The organism is Bacillus infantis NRRL B-14911, from assembly GCF_000473245.1.
Classification (GTDB): domain Bacteria; phylum Bacillota; class Bacilli; order Bacillales; family Cytobacillaceae; genus Bacillus_AB; species Bacillus_AB infantis.
The window spans coordinates 4,029,424-4,047,014 of the sequence record NC_022524.1 but is presented as its reverse complement, the minus strand read 5'-3'; the positions used below and the strand labels follow the sequence as shown (position 1 = coordinate 4,047,014).

At 44.2% G+C, this 17,591-nt stretch carries 14 protein-coding genes and 3 pseudogenes; 14 read left to right on the top strand and 3 right to left on the bottom strand.

Annotation, left to right across the window (positions count from 1 at the left end; genetic code table 11):
* Positions 1-125: 125 nt before the first annotated feature.
* The 10 genes and pseudogenes from N288_RS20440 to hpf form a co-directional block, all read left to right on the top strand.
* Positions 126-1,301, top strand: a pseudogene (locus tag N288_RS20440) (flagellin N-terminal helical domain-containing protein); the annotation flags it as partial.
* 338 nt (positions 1,302-1,639) lie between these two features.
* Positions 1,640-1,774 carry a flagellin gene (locus N288_RS24915; RefSeq protein ID WP_009792986.1) on the top strand — a complete coding sequence of 45 codons (135 nt, stop codon included), beginning with the start codon at positions 1,640-1,642 and terminating at the stop codon, positions 1,772-1,774.
* Between the two features lie 615 nt (positions 1,775-2,389).
* Positions 2,390-2,797 (top strand): annotated as a pseudogene (locus N288_RS24910) (flagellin N-terminal helical domain-containing protein); the annotation flags it as partial.
* A 1,539-nt stretch (positions 2,798-4,336) separates the two neighbouring features.
* Positions 4,337-4,597: pseudogene (locus N288_RS25575) on the top strand (flagellin); the annotation flags it as partial.
* A gap of 187 nt (positions 4,598-4,784) precedes the next feature.
* Positions 4,785-5,147, top strand: a complete 363-nt coding sequence (gene flaG, locus N288_RS20430) for a flagellar protein FlaG (protein WP_009792988.1) — start codon at positions 4,785-4,787, stop codon at positions 5,145-5,147.
* 16 nt (positions 5,148-5,163) lie between these two features.
* The gene (gene fliD, locus N288_RS20425) at positions 5,164-7,260 is read left to right on the top strand and encodes a flagellar filament capping protein FliD (RefSeq protein ID WP_022544401.1); all 2,097 of its coding nucleotides are present in this window, start codon (positions 5,164-5,166) and stop codon (positions 7,258-7,260) included.
* Between the two features lie 42 nt (positions 7,261-7,302).
* The gene (gene fliS, locus N288_RS20420) at positions 7,303-7,704 is read left to right on the top strand and encodes a flagellar export chaperone FliS (RefSeq protein ID WP_009792990.1); all 402 of its coding nucleotides are present in this window, start codon (positions 7,303-7,305) and stop codon (positions 7,702-7,704) included.
* Positions 7,704-8,045 carry a flagellar protein FliT gene (locus N288_RS20415; protein WP_009792991.1) on the top strand — a complete coding sequence of 114 codons (342 nt, stop codon included), beginning with the start codon at positions 7,704-7,706 and terminating at the stop codon, positions 8,043-8,045. Before fliS ends, N288_RS20415 begins: the two co-directional genes overlap by 1 nt.
* A gap of 9 nt (positions 8,046-8,054) precedes the next feature.
* Positions 8,055-8,444, top strand: coding sequence for a hypothetical protein (locus N288_RS20410; RefSeq protein WP_009792992.1), 390 nt, complete (start codon positions 8,055-8,057; stop codon positions 8,442-8,444).
* A gap of 245 nt (positions 8,445-8,689) precedes the next feature.
* The gene (gene hpf / locus N288_RS20405; RefSeq protein ID WP_009792993.1) at positions 8,690-9,244 is read left to right on the top strand and encodes a ribosome hibernation-promoting factor, HPF/YfiA family; all 555 of its coding nucleotides are present in this window, start codon (positions 8,690-8,692) and stop codon (positions 9,242-9,244) included.
* A 459-nt stretch (positions 9,245-9,703) separates the two neighbouring features.
* Here the strand turns inward: hpf and N288_RS20400 are convergent, their stop codons facing one another.
* On the bottom strand, positions 9,704-10,093 hold the full coding sequence (locus N288_RS20400; RefSeq protein WP_022544399.1) for a sporulation protein: 390 nt from the start codon (positions 10,091-10,093) through the stop codon (positions 9,704-9,706).
* Positions 10,094-10,802: 709 nt separating this feature from the next.
* Between N288_RS20400 and N288_RS20395 the strand changes: the two genes are divergently transcribed.
* Both N288_RS20395 and N288_RS20390 read left to right on the top strand, forming a co-directional pair.
* Positions 10,803-11,375 (top strand): chromate transporter, encoded by a 573-nt coding sequence (locus N288_RS20395; protein ID WP_009792998.1) that lies wholly within the window; start codon positions 10,803-10,805, stop codon positions 11,373-11,375.
* Complete coding sequence (locus tag N288_RS20390) at positions 11,372-11,902, top strand: chromate transporter (RefSeq protein ID WP_009792999.1); 531 nt, start codon at positions 11,372-11,374, stop codon at positions 11,900-11,902. Before N288_RS20395 ends, N288_RS20390 begins: the two co-directional genes overlap by 4 nt.
* Before the next feature lie 44 nt (positions 11,903-11,946).
* Here N288_RS20390 and N288_RS20385 read toward each other — a convergent pair whose 3' ends face one another.
* A complete protein-coding gene (locus tag N288_RS20385) occupies positions 11,947-13,605 on the bottom strand; it encodes a methyl-accepting chemotaxis protein (protein ID WP_022544398.1) in 1,659 nt (552 codons plus the stop codon).
* A gap of 13 nt (positions 13,606-13,618) precedes the next feature.
* Complete coding sequence (locus tag N288_RS20380; RefSeq protein ID WP_009793001.1) at positions 13,619-14,611, bottom strand: BMP family lipoprotein; 993 nt, start codon at positions 14,609-14,611, stop codon at positions 13,619-13,621.
* A gap of 130 nt (positions 14,612-14,741) precedes the next feature.
* On the opposite strand from N288_RS20380, the gene N288_RS20375 reads away from it, so the two are divergent.
* Positions 14,742-15,584: a DUF1028 domain-containing protein gene (locus N288_RS20375; protein WP_009793002.1), complete on the top strand. Its 843-nt coding sequence runs from the start codon at positions 14,742-14,744 to the stop codon at positions 15,582-15,584.
* Positions 15,585-15,680: 96 nt separating this feature from the next.
* On the top strand, positions 15,681-17,579 hold the full coding sequence (locus N288_RS24385) for a tetratricopeptide repeat protein (protein ID WP_198018081.1): 1,899 nt from the start codon (positions 15,681-15,683) through the stop codon (positions 17,577-17,579).
* Positions 17,580-17,591 lie beyond the last annotated feature (12 nt).

Below are 17,591 nucleotides of genomic sequence, written 5' to 3'. Positions count from 1 at the left end.
GTTAAACATTGTCTTAACTAACCGATATTAACTATGTAACCAGCTAGTCATAAGGCGGCCGACTTTAGACCAGCTGAAAAATTAACCACATGGATGTGGGACAACACTCAAGGAGGAAAATAGTAATGAGAATTAATCATAATATTGCAGCGCTTAATACCTATCGTCAGTTGAATAGTGCAAATAATGCACAAGGTAAATCAATGGAGAAATTATCTTCAGGCTTAAGTATTAACAAAGCTGGAGATAATGCCGCAGGACTTGCAATCTCTGAAAAAATGCGTGGGCAAATTCGTGGTCTAGACCAAGCAGGCAAAAATGCACAAGATTCCATCTCAATGATTCAAACTGCTGAAGGTGCGTTAAACGAAACTCACGATATTCTTCAACGTATGCGTGAACTAGCTGTTCAAGCCGGTAACGATACAAACACAGGTACAGACCGTGGCGAAATTCAAAAAGAGATTAACCAACTAACTTCTGAAATTAACCGTATTGGTAATACTACAGAGTTTAATAATCAAAAACTTTTAAATGCTAGTGCTGGGACTGTAACACCTGGAGCGCCAGCAGGAGCTGGAACACCAGCAGGACCTGGAACACCAGCAGTACCAGCAACTGTGTTTGCGGCTGGAACTGATATGACTGCTGATGGAACTCCTACGGCTGCAAATGATGTTAAGATTAGTGGAACTTTCACTGGTACTGCTGATGAAAGTGTTACGTTTGAAAAGACCGCAACTGGTTGGTCTATTGATGGAGGGTTAAATGACGTAACATTAGCAGGTGACACATTCGCATATAAAGGATTGACATTTGACGTCTCTGCTGCTAAAGCGGATGCTGCTACTGGTGATTCTTGGACTGAAAGTTTAACAGCAGCTGTGGCGGCAGGTCCAGGAACACCAGCAGTACCAGGAACACCAGCAACAGGTGCCAAATCATCATTCTCTACCCAAATTGGTGCCAATGAAAATCAGACCATGACTCTTGAGTTTGAAGATATGCGTGCAGCTGCACTTGGACTAACTGGAACTGCTGCTACAACAGGATTCACTGGAACCGATACAGTTACAGATGGTACTAATAATACTACTAATGAAGCTGCATTAGATGTTTCTACAGCTGCAAATGCAGGAAATGCGGTTACGAAAATTAACGCTGCTATTGAAAAGGTATCAGCTGAGCGTTCTAAACTAGGTGCAAACCAAAATCGTCTAGAACACACAATTAACAACTTGAACACATCTTCTGAAAACCTAACTGCTGCGGAATCTCGTATCCGTGACGTAGATTATGCTTTAGCTGCCTAGACAGTGACAAGCACAGTCGTCCTAGCTGGTAACGGCTAGAGATCATTATCGGGTGAATTGCTGGAAACCCCTAAGAGCTTTTCTTACCACAACGTAGTTGGAAACGACAAGCGTGATGGTTTGAAAAAAGAAAAGATATGGGCAATCAGCAGCCAAGCTCCTGCCTCGAAAGAGTGGAGAAGGTTCAACGACTAGGATAGACCATCTAAGGCGAAAGCTATGGTGATGAAATCCATAGGTGAAGCAATGTATCATCAGCATTGTGAATCCGAAGTGCCCGACCCCTAACAAATCATGTTGAGGGTGAAGATATAGTCTAGTCATTTATGAAAGTAAATGTTCGCACGATGGCGAAAGAAATGATGAATCAAACAAAGAATTCTATTCTTTCTCAAGCAGCACAAGCAATGCTGGCTCAATCCAATCAGATGCCTCAAGGAGTATTACAACTCTTGAGATAATGATTAGAAGGGCGTCCAGTTTGGTAACGAGCTGGAGTATAACTGGGTGAATTGCTGGAACTTCCTAAAGCTTCATCAACCACAACGTAACTGGAAACGGTCAGCGTGAAGGTTTGAAAATGATGAGGATGAACAATGGATAATCAGCAGCCAAGCTCCTGTGAGGAAACTCTGGAGAAGGTTCAACGACTAGAATGTACTGTCTAAGGCAATCGCTATGACAATGAGATTCGTAGGGCAGTAAATACTGTTCGAAGTGCCCAGCTCCATGAAAAAATGGATGAAGATATAGTCTATTCTGTAATCGAAAGATACAGTCGCAAAGCAAGCGAACCAACAACCACAAGGAGTTCTTCAACTTCTTCGTTAATTTTAATATTCTTGAAAGAGGCTCTAGTTTTGCTAGGGTCTCTTTTTTTCATTCGGCCACTATACAACAATATAACAAAGTTACTTGTAATAATTTAAAGTTTCTTCCATCATCAATTTTGACTATCCCTTATATTTACTAAAAATATCGCCGACAATATATAATCACTTATTTGTACGAACCACTTCACTTTTCCCATATTTATCCGATAAATAAAAGAGAATATAAAAAAATAGGTGTTTGAAATGATCATTAATCATAATATCAGCGCTCTACGCAGTGTAAATAGGCTTAAAAATCAGGAGGGAAAGCTTGCCCTAAATATGGAGAAGCTGTCATCAGGTTTGAGGATAAATACTGCAGCTGATGACTCGGCAGGACTTGCAATTTCTGAAAAAATGCGTGCTCAAATACGCGGCCTGGAACAAGCTCAAAGGAATGTTCAGGATGGGCTTGCTTTGCTGGATACAGCTGAAGGAGCATTATCACAAATCTTAAATCCCCCTTTGCAAAGAATAAGAGAACTAGTGATTCAAGCAGAAAATGATACCCTCACAAAATCGGATCGCATGGAAATACAAAAGGAAATTGATGAGCTAAAAAGCAGTATCAATGATATATCCCAAAATACTCATTTTAATGGTAAAAATTTAATTGATGGCAGTTTCAATGGGGAGAAATCTGTTTTAAGGGAAGCGGAACCTGCTAAAGTCTTTGGCTCTGTTGATCTTTCACATGGATTTACAATCGTCCAGGGGGATAATGATAGATTAGACATCCATATAGATGATGTTTCAACGTTTGTTCAAGTAGAAGAAGGTTCTTATACGGCAGATGAGTTACTGGATGAAATAAATCGTAAATTCATGGATAAAAATATTAAGGTCACAGCTTCTTATCAGAAACAACAATTAATTCTAAATCATATGATCCCCGGCAAAGACTTTAAAATTACAAATTTATCCGGAAATCTTGTAGAGAGTATTTTTTTATCGGTTAAACCAGGTCAAGATTTTCAGGCATTCACGAAAGTATCAGTGACAAGCAAAAGCAATTTCAACAATGCCAATCCTGCTTATAGCACCATTATTGAAGGAGTCAATGACACTCTTACTTTTAACGTTGATAATGAGAATTATGAAATTACACTTACAGCTGGTACATACGGAAATAGGCAACAAATAAAAGATGAAATAAATGTAAGAATAAGCGAAAGTGGGGCGCAGGTCCGGTTTTCTAGCTATGTGATTCCAGGAGGTACCTTAGCTATTAATCAGTTAGAACATATTGCCGGGGGAGAAAAGCAAATAAGTAATATTGGTGGGAATGCTGCTTCATTTCTATTTAACTATAAATGGAGTGACGAGTGGTTACGGGGAAATAGCAATTTAAGTGATGGCATCATTATTAATGAAGGACAAAATGATATTCTGGAACTTAAGATAGATGACAGTGAGTATGTATTTCAATTGAAAGCAGGGACTTATTCCTCGCAAGAGCTAATAGAAGAGCTGAACGGCCATTTTTCCAGAGAAAACATAAAGTTAAAAGCATCTATTGAGCAAGGGTACTCAGATGAGAGATTAGCTGTTGATGGTTATGATATCAAAGTTCTTGAAATTAAAAGAACGTCTGCCAGCACTGGGGATGTTAACGCCATTCAGTTCGCGGGAAGTGCGTTTACTGATTTATTTATGAATATAAACCAGGGAACTGAAATACCAGAACAATCTTTTAGCATTCTAGGAAATTCGGACCTATCCTCGGGGTTACTGATCGAGGAAGGTGTAAATGATACTTTTGGTTTTTATGTAGATGAGAATGAAAAGACAATTCTAATGGAATCAGGTAATTATACATCGGAAGAGCTTTTAGCTGAACTTAATGCCAAGTTATTGGAAGTGAACTCAGGAGTAACAGCATTATATGAAAACGGTCAGCTATTATTGAACCATGATACTCCAGGTTCTAACCATAAGATAAATCGGCTTGCTGGGAATGCATTTACATCGCTTTTTCTTTCACAAGAAAAAGGTGCGGATGAGGTTTTGAGTGAACCCAGAAATATACAACTGCAAATCGGAGCAAATGAGGGACAAAGTTTTTCGCTAACACTCATGGATACACAAACCGCTGCTTTAGGTTTGAAGGATTTGTCGGTGCTTGAGGCTAATGCTCGAAGTGGCGCTTTAAATATAATCGATCATGCTATTGGGTTGATTTCATCTGAACGCTCCTTGATTGGAGCTTACCATAACCGTTTAAATTATACAGTTAACAATTTAGAAACATACTCTGAAAATTTAACAGGTGCCGAATCCCGCATAAGAGATGCCGATTTAGCAAAGGAAATGATGGCACAAACAAAGAATTCTATTCTTTCTCAAGCAGCACAAGCAATGCTGGCTCAATCTAATCAAATCCCACAAGGCGTTCTTCAGCTTCTCCGTTAGTTTAATTTTATGTAAAAGAGACTCTAGTTGTACTAGGGTCTCTTTATTTCAGCTATGAGGTTAATATATTTTACCGATGTTTACTTTTCCTAGGGTAATTACCTTTGAAAAGGGGAGTATTTACCCTAAAATATTGTTTGATCCTGCCGATATAATTACCATGAACACTAGAATAGGAGGATCCTCCATGATCGAGAGGCTTTCAGGGCAGAGCGTTGTCCCCTATTCACCTAGAACAACATCTTTAGACAAAGCGGTAACGCAGGTAAATATAGAACAAGATATTATTATTTCAACAGAAAAAGATACTTATCGAAATGAAGATAGCAAAGAAAAGCTCGGTGATATCATCGAGGGAATGAATGAGTTTCTACAGCCCTCAAATACCTCCCTTAAATTCGAGCTTCATGAAAAATTAAATGAGTATTACGTTACAATTGTAGATAATGATACTCACGAGGTTGTGAAGGAGATTCCTTCAAAAAAAATGCTTGATATGTATGCTGCCATGACAGAGTTTGTCGGGCTGGTGGTTGATAAAAAGATTTAAAGGCGGGTGACCAATCTTGGTTAGGATCGGTGGATTGGCAAGTGGAATGGACATAGATCAGCTTGTGTCGGATTTAATGAAGGCTGAGCGGATGCCTTTGGATAAGATGAAGCAGAAGAAGCAAGTGATGGAATGGCAGCGGGATGATTACCGCTCAATGAACACTCTGCTGCTTAATTTTCGGACAGAGCTAACTCAAATGAAGCTTTCAACAAGTTACCGGGCGCGCTCTACTTCTTCAACAAATGAGGCGAGAGTAACAGCGACAGCTACGAGTGCAGCTGCATTGGCCTCTTACTCGATTTCAAATGTGAAGAAACTGGCATCAGCGGCTACGAAGGTTAATACAGCGGCCTTATCTGCTGATAAAGAAAAAAAGATCGATGTAAGCAAATCGCTGCTGGAGAGCTCAGGCAGTTTTGCAGAGGCGATTGAATGGAAAACCGGAAGTGTTGAAACGAAAACTATTAATCCGGCAGAAGCAGGAAAAGAGTTTTCTTTAGGGCTGGCTAAGGGAGTAAGTCTTGCAGCAGGTACTGAGAGTTATATGAATGTGAAGGTAAACGGAAAAACCTTTGGAGTTGTTACCGACATTAATCAATTAAACGAAAATAATGTCTATGTCGACACAGAGAATGGAAAATTAACCTTCAAAAATTCAATTGCAAAGAGCAGCTCCATCAAGGTGGATTATATTGCTGACAAAAAAATAGATACCTTTGCTTTTTCTGAAGATGCCAGCAACTTTACTCTATCAAAGGGTCAGCCCAGTTCTATTTCTTCGATTGTAATAACTGATAAAGATCAGAAAGCTTCTACTTATACAGTGGTTAATGGAGAAAACGGGTTATGGGATATTACTGATGATTCGGGAAAAGTCGGTACTGTTGACCCTGCCACCGGAAAAGTGATGTTCAACGGAATTAATCTGAAGGATGCTAGTGTCAAAGTAGAGTATCAGCAAAGCTACTTTAATTTCAATGTTGGTTCTCATACTTCAAAAGGATTTGTGTCGGAAAACTTTAATATCCAGGGCACAGAGTCCCTTAATAATGTGATAAACAAAGTAAACTCTTCGTCTGCCGGTGTTTCAATGTTCTATGATTCCTTTAAGGATAAAGTGACTTTAACTCGGACTGAAACAGGAAACTTCCATGGGTTGGATTCCAATCCGGTTGATAAAGATGGGAAAGAGATAGCTAGAACCCCATTAGCAGATGACGAAATCGTTACTTCTGGCGATTTTATTAACAGAGTTCTTGGATTTGAAAAAGCGGCAGAAACAGGCGGAGATAACGCCGTCTTTACTATTAACGGCCTTGAAACAGAACGGAGCTCTAACACCTTTGATATCAGCGGAGTCACCTTTTCTTTAAAGCAGACCTTCTCTGATGCTCCGGTCAATATATCAATCAATAATAATACAAATGCAATCTTTGATAATATTAAGGGCTTTGTGGAGAAGTATAATGAACTGATCGGCAAGATTCAGGGTGAGATCTCCGAGGAAAAATATAAATCCTACACACCGCTCACTGACGAACAGCGTGAGCAGCTTTCTGATAAGCAGCAGGAACAGTGGGAAGAGAAGGCTAAAAGCGGTACACTGCGAAGAGACCCGACCCTTACTAGCCTTCTTACATCAATGAGAACGGATTTCTACACGTCCGTTAACAGCGAGGGGATCAATCCTTTATACAAACAGCTCTCAGCCATCGGCATTAAAACGACGGCAAACTATCTTGAAGGCGGTAAGCTTGAGATTAATGAGGCGGAGCTTAAAAAAGCGATCGAAGCTGATCCGGCTTCCATTGAAAAGCTGTTTAACGCATCTGGAACAACGAATGATCAAAAAGGAATTGTTCAGCGTCTCTATGATACAGTCAATACTTCAATGGAGAAAGTCAAGCTGAAGGCAGGAAACTCTTTTTCCACTAACCAGCAATTTACGATGGGTAAGCAGCTTGATAGCCTTAACAAAAGCATCGACAGCTTTGAAAGCCGTTTGACCCAAGTTGAAAACCGCTACTGGTCCCAATTCACCGCCATGGAAAAAGCAATCCAGCGATCCAACGAACAGATGGCGTACCTGATGCAGCAATTCGGAGGATAATCACAGCCACAGGGAATACAGTTTTGAAAGGAAGTGTCCTACATGGCCACAAAAAATCCATATCAATCATATCAGCAGAATTCGGTTACGACGGCTTCGCCTGGGGAGCTGACGCTGATGCTTTATAATGGCTGCCTGAAGTTCATCAATCAGGCGAAGAAGGCAATTGTTGATAAGAATATTGAAGCAAAGAATACGAACATCCAGAAGGCGCAGAACATCATCAGGGAATTGATGGTGACGCTCAATATGGAATTGGAAGTATCACAGAATATGATGTCGCTCTATGATTATATGAACCGCCAGCTGGTTGAGGCGAATTTGAAGAGTGATGCAGCTATCCTGGATGAGGTGGAAGGCCTTGTGACTGAGTTCCGTGATACATGGAAAGAGGTTATCCAGGTGAACCGACAGAAGCAGTTCAGCCAGGCGGGGCAGATTTAATGAGCTCTGTTGAACGGCTGTATGTTTTAACGGCCGGGCTGATTGAAAAGCTGGAGCAGGGAGACGAACGCGACGAAAAGATAGGCTGGATTGAAGCAGCCCTTGAAGAGAGGGACCAGCTGATGAAGGAGGTCCAGCCGCCGTATTCAGAAGGGGAAAAGGCATTCGGGAAAAAGCTGCTTGACCTCAATATCCGATTGTCACAGCTGCTGCAGAAGGAAAAGGCGATGATCCAGAAGGATATCAAAGGCTTGTCCATTAAGAAGGAATCGAACAATAAATATGTGAATCCATATCAGTCGATGGCAACGGACGGTATGTTTTACGATAAACGAAAATAGGTGGCTTCTATGATTAAACTCGAGGAAAATCAGCATATATTAATTAAGGAATATCAGGACTTGCTTATAACGGTCGAAGAGGCACTTGAATACATCGTGGCGAGCTTTGATAATCTTGAGAAGACTGAAGGCGACCGTCTGCTTTTGGATGTATTCCAGGCGCTGTCTCATATTGCAAGTACCAGTGAACAGCTGAGCAGGCTGTTTGAAAAAGAATCTCCAGCTCTTGAAGGAGCTTTTGCCTCATTTCAAGAGGTGGCGGAAAAAGCTGCCATGCTGGAAGGGAATTTCGGCGATCTTGAGAAGAAACAGGCGATTATCCGTGAACAGCTTTACCCGGCTTATACAGGCTGGAGCCAAAGGGTCCAGCAGGAGCTGGCATCTTATACACAATCCTGACCGTCATTTATTGGCGGTCTTTTTTTTTCATAGGCTAAGGCATTGATACAGCTGAATCGACACGCATTCGACAAATGTTTTCAATATATCTCAACGTTTTTGCAGGACTTTTCTGGGGTACAGTAGAATTATATTTACATAGTCTTAATAAAATTTTAAGGCTAGGCTTTTTCAGGGAGCGGCAGCTTAAAGGCCGCGGACGCCTGTGAGAGCTCTACTGTATAATGAAAAGGAGGAGTTCATCTATGAATTATAACATTCGTGGTGAAAACATTGAGGTAACTCCAGCGATTAGAGAATACGTAGAGAAGAAGATTGCGAAACTGGAAAAATATTTTACTGAAACTCCTGATGCAAATGTACATGTAAACTTAAAAACGTATAATAATAACCGCTCCAAAGTGGAAGTGACCATTCCGATGCAGAATCTGGTGCTCCGTGCTGAGGAGGATCATGAAGATATGTATGCGGCGATCGATTTGATTGTGGATAAGCTTGAGCGTCAGATCCGCAAGCACAAAACGAAGGTGAACCGTAAGTTCCGTGAGAAGGGAAGCCCGACGCTGATGTTCGCTTCTTTTGATGAGCCGGAGGCACCTGTCCTGGAAGAAGAGGATAATGATCTTGAGGTTGTCCGCCAGAAGAGCTTTGATTTGAAGCCGATGGACAATGAAGAGGCGATCCTGCAGATGAATCTTCTCGGCCACAGCTTCTATGTGTTCACCAACGCGGAAACAAACCGCACCAATGTAGTCTATAAGCGTAAAGACGGCCGCTATGGCCTGATTGAAGCTCAATAAGAATAAAGAGACCCTGCTCCCGATTGGAGCAGGGTCTTATTATAGTTAGATGGATTAGGCCGCGGTGCGCTTTCGCTTTTTCCCGCATCTGATGCATTGATCATTATAATAGCTGTATTTATGGTTCTTTAAAAAGAAACAATAGAGGGACTTTAACTTCAAGGCCGTTCACTCCTTCGAATGTTATACCCTCTACTATACTATAAAACTGGAAAAAAACCTTCCTTTTATCCTAAAAAAATTACATTAAGTGGATAAAAATTCTTTATAAAGAAAAAGTCAAGATGTTCTTTATGTCGAATTTTGAGGGTTTTTGAAAGCTCGACTGAACGAGCTATACCCGCGGCGGGTTTTTAATCTCCAGTGCGTAAGCAGCCTGATAGCCGGTTTCGACTATGCTCACAAGGGCCGCGGCCATGATGAGCTGTTTTATATGCCTTATATTCACTTTTTCCTCCATTAAGCTTGATTAATAGTGATTTCATCTAAATCTGCACTTTTAACGCCCTCATTAAAAATCATACGCGTCTTAAAACGGTAGGAGCGCTTTTTGCCGGACGGCTGCAGTGTCTCCGGCAGAGTAAAGTGGAACGGCATATGGTTGCACTCGTCCGATTCAATTTTTTTCGTAGTCAGGATGGTGGTTGAGTCTACTACACTCTCTCCAGTTTCATCAGTGACAACCAGATCGCACTCAATACGTTTGATCTGCTGGTCGATTGTGCCTCCCTCAATGTTGAAATAACCGCAAATGCTCTCGCCCGGATGGTAGCTCAGCTTTGGCAATATAAGGTCAATCCTCGCCGAACCGACACCAATCAATGACATATACTTTCGTAAAAGCAACATAAATCTCTCCTATTAGTTTTTTTGTGTTTTATTATTTTGTTAGTCTTTGGTTGTCCTGTTTAAACTTCATTTTGGAAAATTCTATTTTTACATTCCCTGCCCCTTCTGGCATTCCAGCCACAAAGCTCTTTTCTTTTCATATGCACGTCCGCAGCGATTTACCACACTTGTCTGCCAAAAAAGGCGCCTGTCCCGCAACGAGAAGAGGCCTTTGCCATGCTGGGATCATCCAGCGCGGCAAAGGCCTCTTTGAGTGCATAAATAAAGACCTTTGCCGTTCAGGCAAAGGTCTGGCTAACAGAATCAGGTCTGCCAGCATAGCCGAGAGCGGATGCTCTGTAATGACGACTAAGCTGTAAAAGCTACTCCCCTTTGTGGGAGACGTGCTATGAATTTATAGGTTTATTGTACAAAATATCGCCGGGAAAATCAATTGTTTTCACAAGGTGTTCTAATGATTTTTTAACTCAATTGAGAAATCGAGCTTAGTATGTGCAAATGGGAGTCCTTTTATTTACCAGCCTTGTCCTGGTCGAAGAAACCATTGCTGTATGGTAATGAATTAAAGTAAATGGATAGGCAAACCAGTTATAGAGCGTTATAATTAGAAAATAATAATAATTAGGGTGGCCCTTCTGACCTTGTGCGGAAGGGCTGCCGGATGCCTGTTCATCGGGCAGGCCGGAAAGGATGAAAAGGTGAATCAGTCATGAAGCATGCAGACATATTCTTAGCCTTTTTCAGGGTAGGAATCCTGGGCTATGGCGGGGGGCCATCCTCTATTCCGCTCGTCCATAAAGAAGTGGTGGAAAAATATAAATGGATGGATTCAGATGAGTTTGGTGATGTGCTTGCGCTCGGTAACGCTCTTCCGGGACCGATCGCTACGAAAATGGCCGGCTATATCGGCTACCGGGTTGCAGGGGTCTGGGGGATGCTGAATGCCATCATCGCGACGATTGTGCCGACGATCATTCTGATGGTGCTTCTCCTGACCGTGCTGAATTCCTATAAAGACCAGCCTTGGGTGCAGGGGATGTCAATGGCGGTTGTGCCTGTCGTTGCCGTCATGCTTGCCACTTTGACCTGGGACTTTGTGAAAAAATCAGTCAAATCGAATCTCGGCTGGGGCTGGACGCTGCTTTTTGTGGCCGGAAGCCTGGTTGTATTGGAGGTCCTGAACGTTCATCCCGCAATCATAATCATTGGTTTATTGCTCGGGGCACTCCTTAAAAAGGATAGATCTGGCAAAAATGCGGAAAAGGAGAAAAGCTCAGCATGATTTATATCCAGATATTTTTAGCGTTTTTCATCCCCGGAATCCTGGGCTATGGCGGCGGCCCGGCGTCCATCCCGCTGGTTGAGAATGAAGTGGTCGATCGCTATGACTGGCTCAGCACAAGTGAATTCAGTGAGATGCTTGCATTAGGGAACACACTTCCCGGACCGATTGCCACAAAGATGGCCGGCTATATTGGCTATGACCAGGCAGGTGTTCTGGGTGCCGCGGTCGGTGTTTTTGCCACCGTTGCCCCGTCGCTGATCCTGATGATCGGACTTCTCGGACTGCTGATGAAATACAAGGAATCGCCGCGCGTCAAGCGGATGACGGTTGTCATCAGACCGGTCATCGCCGTCCTTCTCGGAGTCATGACGTACGACTTCCTGTTTTCCTCATACGAAGGTGCCGGTATATGGCAGACTCTCTTCATCGGTGGCGTCAGCCTGGTGCTTATGGAGAAGTTCAAGGTGCACCCTGCATATGTGATTGCCGGCTCGCTTGTTTATGGCGGGATATTTTTAGCATAATAGAAAAAAGAACCAAATCCAAATGGATTCGGTTCTTTTTTTAATTAATTTACTTTGAACTTTCCAAGCTCACGCTTCATTTCCTCAGTCAATGCTTCAAGTGCTGAGACCTTATCGCCGACCTGCTCGAAGGAGCGGAGCTGGGCATCGGTGGATGCAGAAATTTCTTCTGTTCCGGCTGCCGTTTCTTCCGTAACAGCGGAAACATTTTCAATGGCAGCGATGACCTGCTGGCTCATGCCTGCGGATTTTTCCGTTCCTTCCGCAAGTGTTGTGAGCTGGTCATAGATACCGGCCACATGTCCGGCGATGGTGAAGAAGCTGTCTTCTGTTTCTTTGATGGATCCGAGCTGTTCATCAGTCAGTTTGCTGCCCAGCTCTGTTGCATTCAGTATGGTAGAAACTCCCTGCTTGATGCTGGAAACCATGCTGGTGATCTGGACGGTAGCTTTAGAGCTGTCATCTGCGAGCTTCCTTACCTCTTCCGCAACAACGGCAAAGCCTTTGCCTGCCTCGCCGGCGCGGGCTGCTTCAATGGCTGCATTCAGTGCAAGCAGATTGGTCTGCTCGGCAATTTCTCTGACCGTATTGGCGGCATTCTCGATCTTACCGGTATACTCAGCGAATTCCTGGACGGAGGCTTTGATTCCTTCAGACGAGCTGGAAAGCTGTCCGGCGAAGGCTGCCTGCTTTTCGAGTGACTTGCGGCCGTCATCGATGGAGCTCATTGCTTCCATGCTCGCCTGGAGTGAGTTCTGGCTTTCCTGCTGGACCACTGTAAAGTTGTCGCCCATGCTGCGCATGAGCTCTGCGGTTGACTGGATATCCTCGGATATCGCCTGGCTTCCTTTAGCGAGCTCCTCGGTGGAAACAGCAACCTGGCTGCTGCTTTCTGTCACACTTTCCATATAGCCGGATACTTCTTTTGAAAAAGTGGACACTTGCTTTCCAACATTATCTATTGATTCTACGGTTGATTTTACATTCCCGATCATGTCGGCAAAAGCTGAGCGTAAAAGGTCTATTTCAAATTTGCTCGCCGGCTTTGCCTTTTGGAGCTCGATGGTCAGATCTCCCTTGGCGACCCGCCCTGCCTGCTGGACGATTTCATTGAGCGGCATTGTAATCTTTCTGGCTGCCAGCCATGAAAATCCTCCGGACAGAAGAATCAGCAGGATGCTGGCGATCAGGGATGATGTGACGATGAAGCCGATCTGTTTTTCCATCTGGGCTGTCTTTGCTTCATACCACTCTTCTGCCTGCTTATCCAAAAAGTAAAAATCATTCATGATGCCTGCAATGCGGATGGACTGCCGCTTGATTTCCGGCTGGTTCCCGCTTGTAAGGGCGTCTCCGGCTTCTTTTGTTAAGGTGCTGAATTTATTTTCCGCTTTTGTGAAAGTGGCTTTCTGGTCTGCTTCACTTATGGCAGATTTCAGCTGTTTCATGTCTTCTTCAATTTTCCCGAGCATTCCGGCAGCTTCCTGCTTATTAGCGTCCGTGCCGGTCGCCGCTGCGCTCGCCAGTGATTGCCTGGCACTGACAAATTCACCGTTCAGGGTTTCTATCTGCAGCAGGACCTCTACATCCTCCCTGGAGGAGCTCTGAAGCTCAAGGATCTGGCTGATCATATAACCGATGATTACAGTTGATAAGATAAGGGGGATGATGGCAATCATCATCAGTCGGTTGCGCAATCTCATGGTGCAGCCTCCTTTATGGTTTAGTAGAATTTACGGTAATATCGCCGGCAATGATTTCATCCTTGGCGGCAATAAGGGCTTTTTTCTGTTCTTCCGAGAATGGGAAGGCACGCAGTTCTGCAAGGCCGACGCCGTTTTCAGCAAGGCCGAGTACAAAAGAATGCTGTTCAATTTTACCTTTTTCTTTTAAAATCTTCGCGATGTCATACACTGCAACGTCAATATTTTTCAGCATGCTGGTGACAATGGCTTTTTCCGCGACAAAGAACTGATCAGAGTCGACTCCTGCTGCATGAACCCTTTTTTCCTGGGCCTTTTGGAGCGCGCCATAGCCGGTAAACCCGGCTGCTGGATAAATGAAATCCGCACCTTTGTTAATCTGTGATTCTGCAATCTTTCCGCCGAGCTCAGCATCACTGAATGAGCCTGCGTACTCGGTCAGGATTTTGATATCGGGTTTTACATGCTTGGCACCTTGAATGAAGCCCTGCTCAAAGTGGTGGATGACCTCTGCGTCCTCACCGCCGATGAAGCCAAGTGTGCCCGTTCTGCTGGCCATGGCTGCTGCCATTCCGACCAGGAAGCTGCCTTCATGCTCCTTAAATGTGATCGAAGCGATATTCGGCAATTCTGATACGGCATCAATCAGCAGAAATTGCTGTTTTGGATATTTCTTAGCGATTTTTTCAAGCGGCTCTTGTGCTGTAAAACCAAGGCCGATGACAAGGTCATTTTTTTCCTTGACAAGCGCTGTCAGCTTTTCTTCTGAATCTCCGTCTGGCGCTTCTTTATAATCAAACAGGACGCCCAGCTCATCACGGGCCCTTTCCAGGCCGCGGAAGGCCGAGTCATTGAAGGAGTCGTCCCCCAATCCTGTTTCGGACATTAAAATGCCAATCTTATATTCCTTTTCCTGCTTAACCTCCGCTGCATCACCCGGCAGCGAGCATCCTGCCAGCAGCAGAATGGCCAGCAGAAGCAGGCCTAACTTTTTCACCAATTCCATTCACCTCTATCAAAAAATTCTCACGTGAAGTATATCGACAGATTGTGACATTTATTTAGAAGGAAGAAAAAGGAGAAAACGTTTAGAGAAGCGAAAGAATATAAAGAGAGATTTTTAGGAGGAATAGAATATGACATTTTCAATCGTTGGCTATGATCCGAAGGAAAAGGAATGGGGGATTGCGGTCCAATCCAAATTTTTAGGTGTTGGTGCGGTCGTGCCCTTTGCGAAGGCAGGCGTTGGTGCAGTGGCGACGCAGTCTTATGCCAATACAGCTTACGGTCCGCAGGCTCTAGAATTAATGGAGCAGGGAAAGACTGCCCAGGAGGCGCTTGATCTTATTACAGCCGAAGACCCTGACAAGGAACTGCGCCAGGTCGGAATCGTTGATTTTGAGGGAAACGGGGCGACTTTTACTGGAAACGGCTGCTATGACTGGGCGGGCGGGACTGCAGGCACATATTTTGCAGCACAGGGCAATATTTTAGTAGATGAAAATACAGTAAAGGCGATGGCTGATACTTTTACCAGCAGTGAAGGCACCCTGGCTGAACGGCTGCTTGCCTCTCTTAACGCCGGCCAGGAAGCAGGCGGGGACAGCCGCGGCCAGCAGTCGGCAGCTCTATTGGTGGTAAAAGAAAAGGGCGGGTATGGCGGCTTTAATGACCGCTATATCGATCTGCGTGTCGATGACCATCATGACCCGATCACGGAACTGATCCGAATCTACCATCTGCAGCAGCTTTATTTTGCACCGAGCAGAGAGGGCAGGGTGGCTGACATTGAAGGAGATGTGGAGGCAGAACTGGGCAGCCAGCTGGTGAGGCTCGGCTATCTCGAGAAAAAGGCATCTGGCGGGGAGTTATACAAAGCGCTGAAAACCTATATCCATACAGAAAACTTCGAAGAGCGCGAGCAGGATGAGGGGAAAATAGATCTGGATATACTGGAATATATGAAGAAACAAGAATAGCAGCTGCCGTTTGGCGGCTGTTTTTTATAAGTGGTTTCAATTTTGCAGGGATTATGCTAAAAAGGAGATAGAATGAATGTCCGGAAGGAGAGATTGATGTTGAGCGGAAGAATCAATCGGAATGATCCTTGTTTATGCGGCAGCGGAAAAAAATATAAAAAATGCTGCGGCAGCAAGGATGTAATTGTGATATCGGACAGGATGGAAGGGGAAATCATTGCTCTCCAGGGAGAAGCGATTGAATTTGCCAAGCATGTATACGGAGAACTGCTTCAGGAGTCTTTCGAATTAGAGGATCTTCCATACTTTGATAAGGAAGAGCGGGACTTTTATGAATTTGTCCATATGTTCTGGTTCACAGCTTTTGGGGAGCTCGATTCCGGGGAGAGGATCATGGATTTATTTATAGAAGACATGCTCCCTGTATTGAAGAATTCCTACCTGAAGGATATCCTGCAGAAATGGGACAAGCCGTTTGCCTTTGCAGGTATTATTAAGGAAAGAAATGAAAGCAAGCTTCTGGTTGAGGATGCAACGAGCGGACAATCTTTTACAGTCACCATCCTTGAACCTTACAGGGATATAGAGACTGGCCGTTTTGCATTCGGCATGCTGCTTCCTTATCTGGATCATCATGTATTTTTCCCGGCGCCATTTGAACTTGGCGGGGAAAACTCCGACGCATACAGGGATTTTCTTTTAAGAGAATATAAAGCCACCCGGATGGATGATCCGCAGGAATTTTTGCAGGAGTTCTTCCTTGAGATGATGGAAGAAGTGCCAGGGGCCGCTATTGCCTTTGAGTGGCCGAATGAAGGGGCTGCGGAAGTTGCTGATTTGTTTGCCAGAGATATGGAGAAAGAGGGCGAGGAAAGCTTGGTCATTGATATGGGGGTCACCCTCTGGATGAAATATATCGAGAAGACCGGCAAAAAGCCAAAGAAGGCCGGGATTTATGTGGCGGGCCTCCGCTATCTTGTCGGCACTCTGGCAAATCCGTCGGGCCCTGTGTATACTCAAAAACAGCTGGGAACCCTCTATGGCGTGTCTGCAGCCAGCATATCGAATGCTTATGGTGAAATCTATCATGCGATCGAGGACGTGCTGGAGGAAATCTTTCAATCTGAGCTCCAGGAGCCGGCTTCCCTGATGGAGTCTGAGCGGATGATGCAGGATTTGATGGGTCTTATCGGGGAGCAGGAGTTCGAGAACGAACAGGATTTGGATAGCTTCCTTCAGGGGCTCATGAATAAACCGCTGCCGAAAAAAGCTTCGGCCACCAAGAAGGGTAAAGCCCAGGATATGATGTATGAAGCATTCGAAGCATCCGGTGCAAAAAGATACAAGCTTGCCAAGGAAGCGCTTGAGCTGAATCCGCTCAATAGTGATGCCTATAATATCCTTGCCGAAAAGGAAGATCTCCCGGAAGCGGCTAAGCTGTTTAAAAAGGGGATGGACGCTGGACAGAAGGATCTCGGGGACGGCTTTTTCAAGGAAAATAAAGGCCACTTTTGGGGCCTGATTGAAACGCGGCCATTTATGAGGGCTAAAGCCAATTATGCACAGGCGCTGCATGCGCTTGGCAATCTGCCGGAAGCGATTGGGCATTATGAAGAGCTTCTTGAGCTAAATCCGAATGATAATCAGGGTGTCAGGTTTGTGATGTTTCAGGCTTACTGTGAAAGCAGGCAATACAAGAAAGCCAGAAAGCTATTAGAAGCTTATCCGGAAGAAATGGCTGCAGGCCTCTTCAATCAGGTCCTGCTCGAACTGCTGGAAAAAGGCTTCACAAGCAAAGCGGCTGCGCTGCTGAAGAAAGCGAAGAAACATAATCCTCATGCTTCGGATTATCTTTCAGGGAAAAAGAAAATGCCGCGTACAATTCCGGACTATTACAGCTGGGGTGACAAGAATGAGGCTATCACCTATGCGGATGGACATCTTCATTTATGGCAGGGAATTCCCGGGATTCAGACATGGCTGCAAAATAACTAAAAAGGGTGCGAC

Excerpts from the sequence above, each read along its gene's own strand:
- fliS (WP_009792990.1), top strand. The coding sequence starts at position 7,303 with ATGGCCACAAAAAATCCATATCAATCATATCAGCAGAATTCGGTTACG.
- N288_RS24385 (WP_198018081.1), top strand. The coding sequence starts at position 15,681 with ATGTTGAGCGGAAGAATCAATCGGAATGATCCTTGTTTATGCGGCAGC.
- N288_RS20400 (WP_022544399.1), bottom strand. The coding sequence starts at position 10,093 with ATGTTGCTTTTACGAAAGTATATGTCATTGATTGGTGTCGGTTCGGCG.
- N288_RS20395 (WP_009792998.1), top strand. The coding sequence starts at position 10,803 with ATGAAGCATGCAGACATATTCTTAGCCTTTTTCAGGGTAGGAATCCTG.
- flaG (WP_009792988.1), top strand. The coding sequence starts at position 4,785 with ATGATCGAGAGGCTTTCAGGGCAGAGCGTTGTCCCCTATTCACCTAGA.
- N288_RS24915 (WP_009792986.1), top strand. The coding sequence starts at position 1,640 with ATGAAAGTAAATGTTCGCACGATGGCGAAAGAAATGATGAATCAAACA.
- N288_RS20415 (WP_009792991.1), top strand. The coding sequence starts at position 7,704 with ATGAGCTCTGTTGAACGGCTGTATGTTTTAACGGCCGGGCTGATTGAA.
- N288_RS20390 (WP_009792999.1), top strand. The coding sequence starts at position 11,372 with ATGATTTATATCCAGATATTTTTAGCGTTTTTCATCCCCGGAATCCTG.
- N288_RS20385 (WP_022544398.1), bottom strand. The coding sequence starts at position 13,605 with ATGAGATTGCGCAACCGACTGATGATGATTGCCATCATCCCCCTTATC.
- N288_RS20375 (WP_009793002.1), top strand. The coding sequence starts at position 14,742 with ATGACATTTTCAATCGTTGGCTATGATCCGAAGGAAAAGGAATGGGGG.
- N288_RS20380 (WP_009793001.1), bottom strand. The coding sequence starts at position 14,611 with ATGGAATTGGTGAAAAAGTTAGGCCTGCTTCTGCTGGCCATTCTGCTG.
- hpf (WP_009792993.1), top strand. The coding sequence starts at position 8,690 with ATGAATTATAACATTCGTGGTGAAAACATTGAGGTAACTCCAGCGATT.
- N288_RS20410 (WP_009792992.1), top strand. The coding sequence starts at position 8,055 with ATGATTAAACTCGAGGAAAATCAGCATATATTAATTAAGGAATATCAG.